Genomic DNA, 16,408 nt, shown 5'->3' on the forward strand with positions numbered 1-16,408 from the left:
CTCCCACCGGTATTCCCACAGGTATTCATCTTTTGAACCCGCAAACATGACTCAAGCACTCATCGAACTGTCCGACCTGGGCTTCAGTTGGCCCGGACATCCACCCTTGCTGGATATCCCGGCGTTTCGCCTGGAGGCGGGAGAGACGCTGTTTCTCAAAGGCCCCAGCGGCAGCGGCAAGACCACGCTGCTGGGGCTGCTGGGCGGTGTGCAGACACCGGACCGGGGCAGCATTCGCCTGCTCGGCCAGGAACTCACCGAACTGGGCGCCGGGGCCCGCGACCGCTTTCGCGTCGACCACACAGGCTACATCTTCCAGCAATTCAACCTGCTGCCGTTTCTCTCGGTGCGCGAGAACGTTGAACTGCCCTGTCACTTCTCGAAACTGCGTGCGCAACGGGCGATCCAGCGTCACGGCAGCGTCGATCAAGCCGCTGCCACGCTGCTGGCGCACTTGGGCCTGACCGACACGAATCTGCTTGGGCGCCGCGCCGACTCGCTGTCCATCGGCCAGCAGCAACGGGTAGCAGCCGCCCGGGCATTGATCGGCCAGCCGGAACTGGTGATCGCCGACGAACCCACCTCGGCACTGGACTACGACGCCCGGGAAAACTTCCTGCGGCTGCTGTTCGCTGAATGCCGCGAGGCTGGATCGAGCCTGCTGTTCGTCAGCCATGACCAGAGCCTGGCGCCGCTGTTCGACCGCAACCTCTCGCTGGCCGATCTCAATCGCGCCGCCACGCCACTCGAGGTCTGAGATGTATTTGTTCCGTCTTGCCATCGCCAGCCTGGCGAACCGCCGTTTCACCGCGATCCTCACCGCATTCGCCATTGCCCTTTCGGTGTGCCTGCTGCTGGCGGTAGAGCGGGTACGCACCGAGGCGCGGGCCAGTTTCGCCAGCACCATCAGTGGCACCGACCTGATCGTCGGTGCCCGCTCGGGTTCGGTGAACCTGCTGCTGTATTCGGTGTTTCGCATCGGCAACGCCACCAACAACATCCGCTGGGACAGCTTCGAGCAGTTCGCCAGCAACCCGAAAGTGAAGTGGGCGATCCCCATGTCCCTGGGCGATTCCCATCGCGGCTACCGGGTGATGGGCACGACCGAGGCCTACTTCGAGCATTACCAATACGGTCGCCGGCAACACCTGGCGCTGGCCGAGGGCCGCGCCTTCGCCACCGATCCATTCGAAGTGGTGCTCGGCGCCGAAGTGGCCGAGGCGCTGCATTACACGCTGGGCGACAAACTGGTGCTGGCCCACGGCGTGGCGGTGGTCAGCCTGGTCAAGCACGATGACAAGCCCTTCACCGTGGTCGGTATTCTCAAGCGCACCGGCACCCCGGTGGACCGCACGCTGCACATCAGCCTCGGCGGCATGGAAGCGATCCACATCGACTGGAAAAACGGTGTGCCGGCCCAGGGCAAGGGCCGCATCAGCGCCGACCAGGCCCGCAACATGGACCTGACGCCCAAGGCGATCACCGCGTTCATGCTTGGCCTCAACAGCAAGATTTCCACCTTCGCCCTGCAGCGCGAGATCAACGAGTTCCGCGGCGAGCCGTTGCTGGCGATCCTGCCCGGCGTGGCGTTGCAGGAGTTATGGAGCCTGATGGGCACGGCGGAAAAAGCCTTGTTCGTGATTTCGCTGTTCGTGGTGCTGACCGGTCTGATCGGCATGCTCACGGCGATTCTCACCAGCCTCAACGAGCGGCGGCGGGAGATGGCGATCCTGCGCTCGGTGGGCGCGCGGCCGTGGCACATCGCGACCCTGCTGGTGCTCGAAGCCTTCGCCCTGGCGCTGGCCGGGGTCGCCGCCGGGCTGGCCCTGCTGTACATCGGCATCGCCGCCGCGCAGGGTTATGTGCAGTCGGCCTATGGGTTGTATCTGCCCTTGGCCTGGCCGAGCGAATATGAATGGACGCTGATGGCTGGCATTCTGGTCGCCGCTCTACTGATGGGCAGCGTGCCGGCCTGGCGCGCCTATCGCCAATCGTTGGCCGATGGCCTGTCGATCCGTTTATGAGGACGTTGAAGATGCCCCGCGCTTTGCTTGCGCTGTTGATGACGGTCGCCCTACCGCTGTGGGCGGCCGAACCGAGGGACTTGTCGTGGCAGGAAATGATCCCGCCGGACGCACCGCCGGAAGTGCCGAACATGACGCCGCTGCACGACCTGTCGCAGATGAGCGATGCCCTGGCCGCCGAAGCGGCCCCCGCGGCCAAGCAGGATCTGCCCAACGCGCCGGTGGTCAAGGAACTCGACGGCCAGCAGATTCGTTTGCCGGGTTACATCGTGCCGCTGGAAGTCAGCGAAGAAGGCCGCACCACGGACTTTTTGCTGGTGCCGTATTTCGGCGCTTGCATCCACGTACCGCCACCGCCGTCGAATCAGATCGTGCATGTGAAAAGTGAAATCGGGGTCAAGCTCGACGAGTTGTACCAGCCGTACTGGGTCGAAGGGCCGATGCAGGTCAAGCCGTCCACCAGTGAACTGGCCGATGCCGGGTATCAGATGGCGGCTGAGAAGATTTATGTGTATGAGCTGCCGGAGTGAATCTGGTGGTGATGTGTTGGCAATGGAATAGCTATCGCGAGCAGGCTCGCTCCCACAGTTGACCGAGTTGCTTCAGAAGGAATCCGGTCCAATGTGGGAGCGAGCCTGCTCGCGATGGGGCCCTCAAGATTTCCTCATCATCATTTTATTGAGCTGAGTCAATTAATAGACCCAGACTCATTGAGCTGAGTCAAAAGACCGCCCTAGAGCGCTGCGTACCATGAGACATCAATTTTAGATGCCCTCTGGAGCTCCCATGCAAAAGTCTCTGCTCAGCGCTTCCCTCGTGGCCCTCGCGCTCGCCTCCCCGCTCGCCCAGGCTCATACCGCTGGCGACATCATCGTTCGCGCCGGCGCCATCACCGTCAACCCGGAAGCCGACAGTTCCAGCGTCAAGGTCGATCGTGGCCCGCTGGCCGGCGCCGACCTTGGCGGCAAGGCAACCATGAGCAGCGACACACAGCTGGGCCTGAACTTCGCCTACATGATCACCAACAACCTGGGCATCGAACTGCTGGCCGCATCGCCGTTCGAGCACGATGTGAAGATCAAAGGCACCGCCCTGGGTGCGGCCAACAACAAGCTCGGCACCCTCAAGCACCTGCCGCCAACCCTGAGCCTGGTCTACTACCCGCTCGACGCCACGTCGGCCTTCCAGCCTTACGTCGGCGCCGGCATCAACTACACCTGGATCTACGATGAGCACGTCGGCAGCGAAGCCAGCGCCAACGGTTTCAGCAACTTCCGGGCGAGCAACAGTTGGGGCATGGCGTGGCAAGTGGGCGCCGACTACATGCTGACCGACAACATCATGGTCAACGGCCAGATTCGCTACATCGACATCGACACCACCGCCTATGTGGACAACAACGCCGTGGCCAGCGGAACCCGGGCCAAGGTGAATGTCGATGTGGACCCTTGGATCTACATGGTGGGGTTGGGTTACAAGTTCTAAATCATTCTTGAGAGTAAGAAAAAACCTGTGGGAGCGAGCCTGCTCGCGATTGCGTTGGATCAGCCGGCATTGATGCCAGCTGACAAACCGCTATCGCGAGCAGGCTCGCTCCCACAGTTTTTGGTGGCGTAGGATTCAGCGTCCCAGCAGCCGCGCCAGCCCCACGCTCATCGGCGTCTGTTGTGGAAAGCTGAAGCGCTCCAACAGCCGGCGATTGTCAGCCCGGGAATGGCGGATGTCGCCGGAGCGCGCCGGGCCGTAGCTGATCGGCGGCAGATCGCCCACCACCGTGGCCAGGGCCTGGAGCAATTGCTTGAGGGTCGTGGCCTGGTTCCAGCCGACGTTCACCGCGCCCACTTGCACCTCAGGTGTTTCGATAGCCTGCACCAACAGGTCCACCAGGTCTTCGACGTAGACAAAATCCCGGGTCTGCTCGCCGTCGCCGAACACCGTGATCGGCAGGCCTTTCTGTGCCCGTTCGCTGAAGATGCTGATGACCCCGGAATAGGGCGAGGACGGATCCTGGCGCGGGCCGTAGATGTTGAAGAAGCGGAACACCACCGGCTCCAGTGCGTGCTGGCGGCGGTAGAAGTCCAGGTAGAACTCGCTGGCCAGCTTGTCCGAAGCATATGGCGTGAGCGGAGCCTTGGGCGTGTCTTCGTCGATGGACTCACCTTCGCCGTTGTTGCCATAGACCGCTGCGCTGGAGGCGAACAGCACCCGCTTCACCCCGGCCTGGCGCATGGCTTCGCAGACATTGAGGGTGCCGATGAAATTGCTCTGGTGCGTACGCACCGGGTCGTCCACCGAGGCCTGCACCGAAGCCACCGCTGCCAGGTGCGCCACGGCGCTGCAACCGGCCACGGCCCGGGCTACCAGCGCCGCATTGGCCACGTCGCCTTCGATCAGTTCAACCAGAGGGTTGTCCAGTGGCAGGTTACTGCGCTTGCCGGTGGACAGGTCATCGAGGATGCGCACCGAATGGCCCTTGGCAAGCAAGGCGTCGGTCAGGTGCGAACCAATGAAACCAGCGCCGCCGGTGATTAAAACAGGACCTTCAGCCATGACGATAAAACCTATCCAGTAAGCCCGGGAGTGCAGCGCGCCAGGCGCGGGGCTTGATCCCGAACGTGTGCAGAATTTTCTTGCAGGCCAGCACCGCATGCTGCGGTTCTTCCGCGGCGTCCGGCCGTGCGACGTGTGCCTGGGGAGTAGGCGATTCGATTGCCAGGGGATGCAGGGCCCGGGCTTCGGTGAGGATCGCCTGCCCCAGCGCCAGCGGCGTGGTCGCCTCATGCCCGGCATAGTGGTAGGTGCCCCACAACGGCGCGGCGCAATCGAGTTGCTTGAGCACCGAGATGATCACCCGCGCCGCGTCGTCCACCGGCGTCGGATTGCCCCGACGGTCGTCGGCCAACAGCAGGTCTTCGGGTTGTTCGGCCCGGGCCAGGAAACGTCCCAGGATGCCGTCGGCGCTGTCGTCCAGCAGCCAGCCGAAACGCAACAGCACATGTTGTGGACAGGTGGCGCGCACGCTCTGCTCAATCCGCCACAACGCCTGCCCGCGCAGCCCCAAGGGCACAGGTTCGTCCTTTTCGCTGTACGCCGTAGCGCGGGATCCATCAAACACGCGATAGCTCGACGGTTGCAGCAAAATGATGTTGTGATGCTGGCACAGCTCGGCCAGCCGCTCGACGGCGCGCTCCTGGCTGGCCAGGCGCTGCTCGCTGACGGTCTCAGCCTGGAACCAGTCGAAGTAGTACGCCAGGTTGATCAAGGCGTCCGGTCGAGTGTCGTCCAGCAGCTGCGTCAGGCTCGCGGCATCCCAGCCGTCTTCGGGGGGGCGGGGGGCAAGAAAACCGATGTCTTCTTCCGCACCGAGGCGAATCAGCGCCTGCCCAAGGGCATTTCCGCCGCCCAGTAACATAAGGCGCATTCGCATAAAGTCAGCAGGCCCGGTCTGTTGGCAAAAGAATTGGGTCGACAACGCCCGCAGGCGTTGTCGGAATCGTTGCATTTTGCGGGTTTAGTGCGCAACCGTCATCCGTAAAGTGCAGATCCGGTATTTGTGTAAGGTTCACAGGCTCTATCGCGAGCAGGCTCGCTCCCACAATGGAGCGAGTCTCTTCAGAAAGAATGCGGTCGAATGTGGGAGCGAGCCTGCTCGCGATGAGGCCCTCCCAGGCCAGGCATCGCTCAGAGGTACTTGCATCTTCCCCATCCCACCCGCATAACTGCCCACATGAATCTGCCCTTCCCAGCCGACCACGCCATGGCAGGCTTTCATCCCGCCGTTCGCGCCTGGTTCAGCCAGACATTCCCGGCGGTCACGGCCGCTCAGGCCCGGGCGTGGCCGTTGATCGGGCAGCGCCGTTCGACCCTGGTGGCTGCGCCCACGGGATCGGGCAAGACCCTCACAGCATTTCTTGCCGTACTGGATGACCTGGTACACCGAGGCCTGGAACAGGGCGGTCTGCCGGACCAGACCCTGGTGGTCTACGTCTCGCCGCTCAAAGCATTGAGCAACGACATCCAGATCAACCTGCAAAACCCACTGGCCGGCATTACCGAACAATTGCGGCAGATGGGCCTGCCGCCGTTGCACATCACCACCGCCGTGCGCACCGGAGACACGCCACAAAAAGACCGCACAGCGATGCGCAAGACCGCGCCGCACATTCTGGTGACCACCCCCGAATCGCTTTACGTGCTGCTCGGCTCCGATTCCGGCCGGCAAATGCTCGCCAGTACCCGCACCGTCATTGTCGACGAGATCCACGCCATCGCCGCCAGCAAACGCGGCAGTCACCTGGCCTTGAGCCTGGAGCGTTTGCAAGCGCTGTGCGCCGAACCGTTGATGCGCATCGGTCTGTCCGCCACGCAAAAACCCATCGAAGCGGTGTCGCGTTTTCTCGTCGGCCAGGGGCGCAGCTGTGAAATCGTCGACATCGGCCACGCCCGCCCCCGGGACCTGGACATCGAGGTGCCGCCGGTGCCGCTTTCGGCGGTGATGGCCAATGATGTCTGGGAACTGGTCTACAACCGCCTCGCCGAACTGGCCCGGGAACACCGCACCACCCTGATTTTCGTCAACACCCGGCGACTGGCCGAACGCCTGAGCCGTCATTTGAGCGAACGCCTGGGCAAGCACGCCGTGGCCGCCCACCACGGCAGCCTGGCCAAGGAGTTTCGCCTCGACGCCGAACAACGGCTCAAGCGCGGCGAGTTGCAGGTGTTGATCGCCACCGCGTCCCTGGAACTGGGCATCGATATCGGCGACGTCGACCTGGTGTGTCAGATCGCCTCGCCGCGGTCGATCTCGGCGTTTTTGCAACGGGTCGGCCGCTCGGGCCATCAGGTTGGCGGCACGCCCAAGGGACGCCTGTTCGCCACCACCCGCGACGACTTGATCGAATGCGTCGCCCTGCTCGATTGCGTGCGCCGTGGCGAGCTGGACATTCTGCACATCCCCAAGGCGCCACTGGATGTGCTGGCCCAGCAGATCGTCGCCGAGGTCAGTTGCCAGGAATGGCCGGAACAGGCGCTGCTGGAAACCTTTCGCCGCGCCGCGCCCTATGCCGAGTTGGACGACGGCCACTATCAGGCGCTGCTGCACATGCTCGCCGAGGGCCTCAATGGTCGTCAGGGCGTGCGCAGTGCGTACCTGCATCGCGACGCCGTCACCCGCACCCTGCGCGGGCGCCGGGGCAGCAAGCTGACCGCCGTGACCAGCGGCGGCACTATCCCGGACAACGCCGACTACAGCGTGCTGCTCGAACCCCAAGGATTGAACATCGGCAGCGTCAACGAAGACTTCGCCGTGGAGAGCATTGCCGGCGACGTGTTCCAACTGGGCAATACCTCTTACCGCATCATTCGCGTGGAGACCGGTCGGGTGCGGGTCGAGGACGCCCAGGGCCAGCCGCCGACCATTCCGTTCTGGCTTGGCGAAGCCCCTGGCCGCAGCGCCGAGTTGTCCCTGGCGGTAGCCCGCCTGCAAGCCCAACTGGACCAACTGCTCGGTGCCACGCCGGGAAACTTGCAACCGGCCCTCGACTGGCTGACCGGCACCTTGCAACTGAACCTGGCCAGTGCCGAACAACTGGTGGACTATCTGGCCCCGGCACGCCTGGCCTTCGGCGCCCTGCCGTCCCAGGACACACTGGTGATGGAGCGGTTTTTCGACGAGTCCGGCGGCACGCAACTGATCATCCATACGCCGTTCGGCAGCCGCATCAACCGCGCCTGGGGCCTGGCCCTGCGCAAGCGTTTCTGCCGCACCTTCAATTTCGAATTGCAGGCCGCCGCCAGCGAAGACGCCATCGTGCTGTCGCTGTCCACCAGCCACAGCTTCGAGCTGGACGAGGTCTGGCGCTATCTCAATAGCCATAGTGCCGAACAGATATTGATCCAGGCAGTGCTGGATGCGCCGCTGTTCGGCGTGCGCTGGCGCTGGAATGCCAGTGTCGCCCTGGCCTTGCCGCGCTATTCGGGCGGACGCAAAGTCGCTCCGCAGATCCAGCGCATGAAAAGCGAAGACCTGATCGCCAGCGTATTCCCGGACCAGATCGCCTGCCTGGAGAACCTCGCCGGCGAACGGGAAATCCCCAATCACCCACTGGTGGAACAGACCCTCGACGACTGCCTGCACGAAGCCATGGACAGCGAAGGCTGGCTGACGCTGTTGCGGCGCATGAAAGCCGGCGAGGTTCGTCTGATCAGCCGCGATCTGCCGGCGCCCTCGCCCCTGGCGGCGGAAATCCTCAGCGCCCGGCCCTACACCTTTCTCGACGACGCCCCGCTGGAAGAACGCCGCACTCAAGCGGTGATCAACCGGCGCTGGAGCGACCCGCAGTCTACCGACGACCTCGGTGCACTCGACGCCGACGCCATCCAGGCGGTACGGGACGAAGCCTGGCCGGCCCCCACCAACCTCGATGAAATGCACGAAGCACTGATGAGCCTGGCCTGCATCGCCGACAGCGAGGCAAGTGCTCAGCCGTCGTGGCTGGACTGGCTGCAGGCCCTGGTCGAGCGCGGCCGCGCCAGTCATGTACAGATCAGCGCCGAACGAGGTGTGTGGGTGGCGCTGGAACGGCTGACGTGTCTGCAAGCCATTTATCCACAGGCTCAATGGCGACCGCCGCTGACGCCGCTGGCGGGTTTCGATGAACCCTGGGACCGCGATGAGGCCATGGTGGAGGTACTGCGCGCGCGGCTCAGCGCCTTTGGTCCACTGCCGCTGGAGGCCATCGCCTACCCGCTGGGGCTAACGCCCCCGCCCATCACCCAGGCCCTGGCGCAACTGGAACAGCAAGGCTACGTGCTGCGTGGCCGATTCACCCCCGGCAGCGGACAGGAAGAATGGTGCGAGCGGCATTTGCTGGCGCGTATCCACCGCTACACCGTCAAGCGCCTGCGCCGGGAAATCGAGCCGGTGATGTTGCAGGATTTCATGCGGTTCCTGTTCGACTGGCAGCATCTGTCGCCGTCCACCCAAGGCCGGGGCAACGCGGTGCTGCCGTCGATCATCAGCCAGTTCGAAGGCTATCCGGCCGCCGCCTCGGCGTGGGACAGCGACCTGTTGCCGGCGCGGATCAAGGACTATTCCCCGAGCTGGCTCGATGAGCTGTGCCGCAGCGGCAAGCTGGTGTGGACGCGCCTGAGCGCTCGTCAGAAGCAATCTTCCAGCGCCTTGCGCAGCACGCCGATTGTGTTGCTGCCGCGCAATCAGGTCGCCCTCTGGAGCAGCCTGACTGAACAGACCCCACCCAGCGAGCTGTCACCCAAGACGCAAAAAGTCCATAAGGCCCTCAGCGAACACGGCGCGCTGTTTTTCGATGAGTTGTTGCACGAGGCGCACTTGCTGCGCAGCGAACTGGAAATCGCGCTACAGGAACTGGTAGGCGCCGGGCTGGTAAATGCCGACAGCTTCGCCGGGTTGCGCGCGTTGATCACCCCTGCCAGTAAGCGCCAGGCGCGCAGCAGTCGGCGCGGGCGCGGGGCATTCGTTGGCGGCATGGACGATGCCGGGCGCTGGGCCTTAATACGCCGTAGCACACCAGAGCCCGAGGAAGGAAACCGGCCAGCGGCGATACCACCCGACACCCTCGAACACATCGCCATGACCTTGCTGCGCCGTTATGGCGTGGTGTTCTGGCGCCTGTTGGAGCGGGAGGCGGATTGGTTGCCGAGCTGGCGCGAGTTACTGCGCACGTTTCATCGCCTGGAGGCGCGGGGAGAGATTCGTGGCGGACGTTTTGTCAGCGGCCTGGCGGGCGAGCAATTCGCCCTGCCCGAAGCCATTCCATTGCTGCGGGAAGTGCGCCGCCGCCCCAGCGACGGCGCACTGGTCGCGGTGTGCGGTGTCGACCCGCTGAACCTGGCCGGCACCTTGTTGCCGGGAGCGAAAGTACCGGCGCTGGCGAGCAATCGGCTGGTGTATCGCGATGGCCTGCCGGCGGCGGCGCAGATCGCGGGCAAACAGCATGTGTGGCTGGAGCTGGATGCGCAGGGCATGACTGAGGCAAGGAACAAGCTGATCCAGAGAAGTTGAGGGTGTCTGGACGGACCTCATCGCGAGCAGGCTCGCTCCCACATTTGATCTGCGCTGGGGGCCCATTCAGCAACTACTGAAACACAGCGAACAAGACTGCAGGACTTCACCTGCCCTCACCGTCGGTAACTCCATCGAAACTTTCTACCCCGCGCGACAGTCATCAAAAGACACAGGCGGTACGAGGTCATTGGCACGGGAGGGACACATGACGGCGATCCACATTGGCATTTCCGGTTGGCGTTATACGCCTTGGCGGGGGGATTTCTACCCCAAGGGGCTGACCCAGAAACGGGAATTGCAATTCGCCTCGCGAGCGGTCAACAGCATCGAAATCAATGGATCGTTCTACGCCCTGCAACGCCCCGAACGGTATGCCCAGTGGTACGCCGAGACCCCGCCCGGCTTCGTCTTCAGCGTCAAGGCGCCGCGTTTCATCACCCACATCAGACGTCTTCGGGACATTCACAAGCCGTTGGCCAATTTCTTCGCTTCCGGCGTGCTGGAGCTCAAGGAGAAACTCGGCGCGATCCTCTGGCAGTTTCCTCCCAGTTTCAAATTCGATCCCGAGTTGTTCGAAGACTTTCTCAAGCAACTGCCCCACAACACCGAAGATGCCGCCGCCCTGGCCCGGGAGCACGAACCGCGCCTGAACGGCCACGCCAGCACCCAGGCCGACAAGAAGCGGCCGCTGCGTCACGCGGTGGAGATCCGTCATGAAAGCTTTATCGATCCACACTTCATCACCTTGCTCAAACGCTACGACGTGGCACTGGTGATCGCTGACACCGCGGGAAAATGGCCGTATCGCGAAGACGTTACCAGCGACTTTGTGTACTTGCGCCTGCACGGAGCCGAGGAGCTATACGCCAGCGGCTACACCGATGCGGCCTTGAAACGCTGGGGCGAGCGGATCGAGGCCTGGAGCCACGGCACACAACCGCGCGATGCCCATTTGATCGACCCGAAAAAGAAACCCCGCGCCCGCAAGAGCCGGGAGGTGTTCTGCTATTTCGACAATGACATCAAAGTCCGTGCGCCCTATGACGCGCGTCACTTGTTGGAGCACTTCGACCTGGACAAGGACCTGGCCACCACGCCCGGCGAGCGCCCGGCCGAGGGGGTATTGCCATGAGCATCCCGGAGTTCACCGAAACGACCTGCGATCCAACCCAGGAACGGACGCAAGGCCTCGACCGGATCAATCGCTTCACCGTCCTGACGGTCAACACCCATAAAGGTTTCACCGCCCTGAACCGGCGCTTCATCCTCCCGGAACTGCGCGAGGCGGTGCGCAGTGTGTCCGCCGACGTGGTGTTCTTGCAGGAAGTCCACGGCACCCACGAGCACCACCCGCAGCGCTATTCCAACTGGCCGAGCATGCCGCAATACGAATTCCTCGCCGATAGCCTCTGGCCACAGTTCGCCTACGGGCGCAACGCGGTGTACCCGGCGGGGGACCATGGCAACGCATTGCTGTCCAAATTCCAGATCATTCGCCACGACAACCTGGACGTGTCTATCAGCGGCCATGAAAGCCGCGGCATGCTCCACAGCGTGCTGCGTCTGCCGGGCGGCGATGAGCGGGAAATCCACGCCATCTGCGTGCACCTGGGGTTGCGCGAGGGACATCGTGTCGAGCAATTGAAACTGCTTTGCCAGCGTTTGAGCGAACTGCCGCCCGAGGCGCCGGTCATCGTCGCCGGGGATTTCAATGACTGGCGCGGCAAAGCCAGCGAGCTGCTTGAACCCAGCGGCCTGCGGGAGGTGTTCGCCGAGCAATGGGGCAAGCCGGCCCGCAGCTTTCCGGCGCGCCTGCCGGTCCTGCGTCTGGACCGCATCTACGTGCGCAACCTCAAGGCCCGTCATCCCAAGGTATTGAACGTACGCCCCTGGTCGCACCTTTCCGACCATGCACCGCTTTCGGTGGAGATCGAATTATGAGCGCGACTATGAACAAGGCGACGGTGGAACAGGTAGAGGTTCCGCCGACCGAGCGCAATCCGGCGCTGGTGGACATCGAGTACGGTTGGCACGGCAATAACCGGGTCACGCTTTTGGAGAACGGCGAGGAATATTTTCCCAGGGTCTTTGAGGCCATACGCCGGGCCGAAAAGGAAATCCTCCTTGAGACCTTCATTCTGTTCGAGGACAAAGTCGGTATCGAACTCCGGGACCTGTTGGTGGACGCGGCCGGACGTGGCGTGCGCATCACCGTCAGCCTGGACGGTTTTGGCTGCGGCGAGCTGACCCCGGAATTTCTGGCGACATTGAGCGACGCCGGGGTGCGTTTGCAGATATTCGATCCCGCACCCCGGCACCTGGGCATCCGCACCAACTGGTTCCGGCGCCTGCACCGCAAGATCGTCGTGGTGGACGGTGTGATCGCGTTTATCGGCGGGATCAATTTTTCCGCAGACCATCTGGGCGACTTCGGTCCCGAGGCCAAGCAGGATTATTCCGTGGAGGTCAAAGGACCGGCGGTGGTGGATATCCATCACTTCGCGCTGTTGCAGAGCGGTCGGCCCAGCCGGGCCAAATATTGGTGGCAACGCCGCCGCAGCCGCCGCAACGAGTTGGCCTTCAACGATCATGATGGTCAGGTGCGGCTGGTCTATCGCGACAACCATGAGCATCAGACCGACATCGAAGAGGTGTACCTGCAAGTATTGCGCAGCGCCCAGCGACGCGTGGTCATTGCCAATGCCTATTTCTTCCCCGGTTTCCGGCTGCTGCGCGAGATCCGCAATGCCGCGCGGCGTGGCGTGGAAGTACGACTGATCCTGCAGGGCCAGCCGGACATGATGATCGCCAAGCTCGCAGCGCGGATGCTGTACAACTATCTGCTCAAGGCCGGCGTGGTGATCTACGAGTATTGCGAACGGCCGTTGCACGGCAAAGTCGCCTTGGTGGATGAGGACTGGAGCACGGTGGGCTCAAGTAACCTCGACCCCCTGAGCCTGTCCCTGAACCTGGAAGCCAATGTGCTGATCCGCGACCGGGCCTTCAACCGTGAATTGTTCGAGCGCCTCGATGATCTGAGCAGCAACCATTGCACCGTCATGCCGGCCAACCCTGCCCCTCGGGGCCTGCTGTGGCGCATGACCATCGGCTTCATGGTGTTTCACTTCCTGCGCCACTTTCCGGCCTGGGCCGGCTGGCTGCCAGCCCATAAGCCGCGCCTGAAACCTTTTTCGCCGCCCACGGCGGTTCGGAGCGAACCCCATGAACCACTCTGACGCGCACACGGCGCCAAGTGATGCCCACGCATCTGATGCCCACGCGGCCGAACACAGCAAACCCAAATCACGCTGGAGCCGCTGGAAACGCCCACTGACCCTGGCCTTCTTCCTGCTGCTGATCGTGTTGTTCACTGCCCTGGCCCGGCGCATTGACTGGGCCGAAGTGTTCGCGACCCTGGCGGACTTCAAACTGCGCACGTTGCTCATTGCCGCTGCGCTCACCGTTACCAGTTTCATCACTTACGCTTGCTACGACCTGATCGGCCGCACCTACATACGGCAGAAACTGGGCTGGCGGCAGATATTGCCGGTGGGGGTGATCAGCTACGCCTTCAATCTGAACCTCAGTGCCTGGGTCGGCGGCATCGCCATGCGCTACCGGCTGTATTCACGGCTGGGGGTCAGCAACGGGAACATCGCCAAGATCCTCGGCCTGAGCCTGGCCACGAACTGGTTCGGCTACATGACCCTGGCCGGGGTGGTGTTCAGCAGTGGCCTGGTGACGATGCCACCGGGCTGGAAACTGAGCAGCACTGCGCTGCAAGGCGTGGGCGTGCTGCTGTTGTGCATCAGTGCCGGTTACCTGGTGGCCTGCCGGTTTTCCAAACGTCGGGCCTGGACCATCCGTGGCATGGAAATCAACCTGCCGTCGCTGCGCATGGCGGGGCTGCAACTGGCGCTGGGGGCGTTGAACTGGTCGTTGATGGCGGCGGTGATCTTCACCCTGCTGCCGGGCAAGCTGGATTATCCGGTGGTGCTCGGGGTGCTGATGATCAGCAGCATTGCCGGGGTCATCACGCACATTCCGGCGGGATTGGGGGTGCTGGAGGCGGTGTTCATTGCCCTGCTGCAGCACGAGGTTTCTCGCGGAGGCCTGTTGGCGGGGCTGATTGCCTATCGAGCGATCTACTTCATCTTGCCGTTGTTGATCACGGTGGTGATGTACCTGGTGATCGAGGCGAAGGCCAAGGCGTTGCGGGTCAAGCCGGGGCCTAAGTGACAGGGTTCTGAGTATGGGTTGTCTGAGCGGGCCTCATCGCGAGCAGGCTCGCTCCCACAATTGATCTGCGGCGAACATAGGATTCCTGTCCACCAAAGATCTCCTGTGGGAGCGAGCCTGCTCGCGATAAGGGCCGCATGAACACAACGCAATCACCGCGCCTGAATAATGCTCAACCGCTCACCCACTACCATCTCGGTGATCCAGTCCACCAGGATTGAGGTGTAGGCCTGTTGGGACACTGGGTCGCTCAAGGCATGGTCGGCGCCGTCGATGATCCGGTGCGTCAGCGAATGGGTCTGCTGGCACGCCGCTCGGTAGCTCATGATCGTCGCGTGGGGCACATGGTCGTCGGTCTCCGACTCCACCAGCAACACATCACCGGTGAACTGCGAGCATGCGTGCAAGGCGCGGTTGGTGTCGGCGTGCACCAGGGTACTGCGATAATCCAGCAGGTCAGTCTTGTCCAGGTCACGCTTGGGCGTGTGCCATTGCTCGTCGCGATACAGCGCCGGCACTCGTAAAGCCAGCCAGCGCACTGGCCGCAGCAACGTCAGGATCGCCGCCAGGTAACCGCCGTAGCTGGTGCCCACCACGGCGATCGCCGAGGTGTCCAAGGCTGGATGGGCGAGCAGCCGGTCATAGGCGGTGAGCAAATCCCGCAGGTTATCTTCCCGGGTTACCCGGGATAACGGAATGCCCGCCCCGCCGGTATGCCCGCGCAAGTCAAAGGTCAGACAGACGCAACCCAGGCCGGCAATGCCTTTGGCGCGCTCCAGGTCACGCTCCTGGCTACCGCCCCAACCGTGGACGAACAACACCCCTGGAACCTTGGATTTAGGGCTCAGAAAGGTGCCGTTCATGTATTCGTCGTCGATCTCGATCTGAATGGTTTCGCTTCTAGCCGTCATAGGAATGAACCGTTACGTATTTAAGAAGAAAGTCACCATTGTGCGCCGGGCCGCGATAGACCTCCCTGGCCCCAGGGGGCAGCGGCTGGTCAGTGTAGGTCTCCACCGAGGACACACGAACCGCGCTGGACGCAGGATCCTCAATGAACGCCTGCAACGCCGCGAGCTCAGCACTGCTGGCGCCGCCCATGCGCCATGACTGTTCCAGCACGCCACCGCGAGGCTGCCCGCTGACATCAATGCCCTGGGCGATGTCGTAATTGCGCCGCGAGGCAAAGAACCTTGGAAAGGCCTGATTGGCGGCATCGTCAAACACCTGCGCCAACCGCACCGCCTCACGCACATCGTCGGGCAACTCAAGCTTGAGCAATTCAATATAGCCGCCCTGCACCGCCAACAGGTCCGAGCCGCCGTAAACCTCCAGCCCTTCACTGTCCCGCGTCAGATGTTGCACACCGCAATAGCTCAAGACCTTGCCGTTGATGAAGCTCTGGCCGACGCTTTGGGTCTTGACCTGTTCGAGGTTCTGCTCAAGCACCACACCGTCGCGAAACAGCGCTTGAGCCTCGGGGCCGGCGGCGATTTCATCGAATTGCGCCAGACTCTTGATCACCCGCTGATCGCGTCCGGCACAGGCATGGATAGGCTTGAAGCGGATCGCTCCGGTGTACAGCAGGTGCTCGGCCGCCTGGCGCGCATCCTGGAGCGCAAACACAGTCACGCCATCGAGCACCGCCCCCCGGGTCAACTTGGCAAACAGCGGTGACCAGCCCAAGGGCGCGACCGCGTGCCTGTTCAACAGACCGTGGGTGATTGCCTTGGTGCAGATAAAATCATGCTCGACGTAACCGCCCCATAGATCCTCCGGCCCTTTGACGCCCAAGCGCAGGGCGGCTTCGGCACCTATGACGGTTTGCGTGGGCAGCAAGTACAGATCATGGCCAGCATGATGCTGTTGGTCATAACTGCCGCCGTATTCAAGGCCGAGAATCTGCGCCAGCCAACGGGCCAGCGCCCGATTGGTTTCGACCTCATGAAGCGGCGCGTGGGGGTTGATCGAATGGTCCACTACCAGTTTGTTGCGATTGACCGTCGTCATGCGGTGCCCTTTTAACTGCGCTCGATGGCTTTAGATAAAGGGGTGCAGAGATCAGGCCAACGGTGTTGCGAGCCAGGACGAGCAACGAAAC

Annotated in this window: 13 protein-coding genes; 9 read left to right on the top strand and 4 right to left on the bottom strand. The window is 62.9% G+C overall.

The features are described 5' to 3' along the window. Nucleotides 1-46 precede the first annotated feature (46 nt). The 4 genes from AC3I65_RS23320 (at nucleotide 47) to AC3I65_RS23335 (ending at nucleotide 3,509) form a co-directional block, all read left to right on the top strand. Complete coding sequence (locus tag AC3I65_RS23320; protein ID WP_076383452.1) at nucleotides 47-757, top strand: ABC transporter ATP-binding protein; 711 nt, start codon at nucleotides 47-49, stop codon at nucleotides 755-757. 1 nt (nucleotide 758) lies between these two features. Beyond that, nucleotides 759-2,024, top strand: coding sequence for an ABC transporter permease (locus AC3I65_RS23325; RefSeq protein WP_488524215.1), 1,266 nt, complete (start codon nucleotides 759-761; stop codon nucleotides 2,022-2,024). Between the two features lie 11 nt (nucleotides 2,025-2,035). Beyond that, nucleotides 2,036-2,554 (top strand): DUF3299 domain-containing protein, encoded by a 519-nt coding sequence (locus tag AC3I65_RS23330; protein WP_047229754.1) that lies wholly within the window; start codon nucleotides 2,036-2,038, stop codon nucleotides 2,552-2,554. Between the two features lie 256 nt (nucleotides 2,555-2,810). Further along, the gene (locus tag AC3I65_RS23335; protein WP_107321784.1) at nucleotides 2,811-3,509 is read left to right on the top strand and encodes an OmpW/AlkL family protein; all 699 of its coding nucleotides are present in this window, start codon (nucleotides 2,811-2,813) and stop codon (nucleotides 3,507-3,509) included. A gap of 135 nt (nucleotides 3,510-3,644) precedes the next feature. Here the strand turns inward: AC3I65_RS23335 and AC3I65_RS23340 are convergent, their stop codons facing one another. Both AC3I65_RS23340 and AC3I65_RS23345 read right to left on the bottom strand, forming a co-directional pair. Next, nucleotides 3,645-4,574 (bottom strand): NAD-dependent epimerase/dehydratase family protein, encoded by a 930-nt coding sequence (locus tag AC3I65_RS23340; RefSeq protein WP_076383450.1) that lies wholly within the window; start codon nucleotides 4,572-4,574, stop codon nucleotides 3,645-3,647. Then, nucleotides 4,567-5,451, bottom strand: a complete 885-nt coding sequence (locus AC3I65_RS23345) for a sugar nucleotide-binding protein (RefSeq protein WP_488524216.1) — start codon at nucleotides 5,449-5,451, stop codon at nucleotides 4,567-4,569. The genes AC3I65_RS23340 and AC3I65_RS23345 overlap by 8 nt, the downstream gene beginning before the upstream one ends. Nucleotides 5,452-5,751: 300 nt before the next feature. Between AC3I65_RS23345 and AC3I65_RS23350 the strand changes: the two genes are divergently transcribed. From AC3I65_RS23350 to AC3I65_RS23370, 5 genes are all read left to right on the top strand, one after another. Beyond that, complete coding sequence (locus AC3I65_RS23350) at nucleotides 5,752-10,065, top strand: DEAD/DEAH box helicase (RefSeq protein ID WP_488524217.1); 4,314 nt, start codon at nucleotides 5,752-5,754, stop codon at nucleotides 10,063-10,065. Nucleotides 10,066-10,273: 208 nt separating this feature from the next. After that, nucleotides 10,274-11,200, top strand: coding sequence for a DUF72 domain-containing protein (locus tag AC3I65_RS23355; RefSeq protein ID WP_047229758.1), 927 nt, complete (start codon nucleotides 10,274-10,276; stop codon nucleotides 11,198-11,200). Next, nucleotides 11,197-12,009: an endonuclease/exonuclease/phosphatase family protein gene (locus AC3I65_RS23360; RefSeq protein ID WP_488524218.1), complete on the top strand. Its 813-nt coding sequence runs from the start codon at nucleotides 11,197-11,199 to the stop codon at nucleotides 12,007-12,009. The genes AC3I65_RS23355 and AC3I65_RS23360 overlap by 4 nt, the downstream gene beginning before the upstream one ends. Then, nucleotides 12,006-13,304, top strand: coding sequence for a cardiolipin synthase ClsB (gene clsB / locus AC3I65_RS23365; protein WP_488524219.1), 1,299 nt, complete (start codon nucleotides 12,006-12,008; stop codon nucleotides 13,302-13,304). The genes AC3I65_RS23360 and clsB overlap by 4 nt, the downstream gene beginning before the upstream one ends. Then, on the top strand, nucleotides 13,291-14,307 hold the full coding sequence (locus tag AC3I65_RS23370) for a lysylphosphatidylglycerol synthase domain-containing protein (RefSeq protein ID WP_047229761.1): 1,017 nt from the start codon (nucleotides 13,291-13,293) through the stop codon (nucleotides 14,305-14,307). Before clsB ends, AC3I65_RS23370 begins: the two co-directional genes overlap by 14 nt. A 152-nt stretch (nucleotides 14,308-14,459) precedes the next feature. Here AC3I65_RS23370 and AC3I65_RS23375 read toward each other — a convergent pair whose 3' ends face one another. After that, nucleotides 14,460-15,218: an alpha/beta hydrolase family protein gene (locus tag AC3I65_RS23375; RefSeq protein WP_047229762.1), complete on the bottom strand. Its 759-nt coding sequence runs from the start codon at nucleotides 15,216-15,218 to the stop codon at nucleotides 14,460-14,462. Next, nucleotides 15,208-16,317, bottom strand: coding sequence for a DUF3182 family protein (locus AC3I65_RS23380; RefSeq protein ID WP_488524220.1), 1,110 nt, complete (start codon nucleotides 16,315-16,317; stop codon nucleotides 15,208-15,210). Before AC3I65_RS23380 ends, AC3I65_RS23375 begins: the two co-directional genes overlap by 11 nt. Between the last annotated feature and the right edge of the window lie 91 nt (nucleotides 16,318-16,408).

The organism is Pseudomonas sp. N-1-13 (assembly GCF_057787095.1).

Bases quoted from the DNA above. Each gene is read 5' to 3' on its own strand.
- AC3I65_RS23370 (WP_047229761.1), top strand. From the start codon at position 13,291: ATGAACCACTCTGACGCGCACACGGCGCCAAGTGATGCCCACGCATCT.
- AC3I65_RS23320 (WP_076383452.1), top strand. From the start codon at position 47: ATGACTCAAGCACTCATCGAACTGTCCGACCTGGGCTTCAGTTGGCCC.
- AC3I65_RS23350 (WP_488524217.1), top strand. From the start codon at position 5,752: ATGAATCTGCCCTTCCCAGCCGACCACGCCATGGCAGGCTTTCATCCC.
- clsB (WP_488524219.1), top strand. From the start codon at position 12,006: ATGAGCGCGACTATGAACAAGGCGACGGTGGAACAGGTAGAGGTTCCG.
- AC3I65_RS23380 (WP_488524220.1), bottom strand. From the start codon at position 16,317: ATGACGACGGTCAATCGCAACAAACTGGTAGTGGACCATTCGATCAAC.
- AC3I65_RS23335 (WP_107321784.1), top strand. From the start codon at position 2,811: ATGCAAAAGTCTCTGCTCAGCGCTTCCCTCGTGGCCCTCGCGCTCGCC.
- AC3I65_RS23355 (WP_047229758.1), top strand. From the start codon at position 10,274: ATGACGGCGATCCACATTGGCATTTCCGGTTGGCGTTATACGCCTTGG.
- AC3I65_RS23375 (WP_047229762.1), bottom strand. From the start codon at position 15,218: ATGACGGCTAGAAGCGAAACCATTCAGATCGAGATCGACGACGAATAC.
- AC3I65_RS23345 (WP_488524216.1), bottom strand. From the start codon at position 5,451: ATGCGAATGCGCCTTATGTTACTGGGCGGCGGAAATGCCCTTGGGCAG.
- AC3I65_RS23325 (WP_488524215.1), top strand. From the start codon at position 759: ATGTATTTGTTCCGTCTTGCCATCGCCAGCCTGGCGAACCGCCGTTTC.
- AC3I65_RS23360 (WP_488524218.1), top strand. From the start codon at position 11,197: ATGAGCATCCCGGAGTTCACCGAAACGACCTGCGATCCAACCCAGGAA.
- AC3I65_RS23340 (WP_076383450.1), bottom strand. From the start codon at position 4,574: ATGGCTGAAGGTCCTGTTTTAATCACCGGCGGCGCTGGTTTCATTGGT.
- AC3I65_RS23330 (WP_047229754.1), top strand. From the start codon at position 2,036: ATGCCCCGCGCTTTGCTTGCGCTGTTGATGACGGTCGCCCTACCGCTG.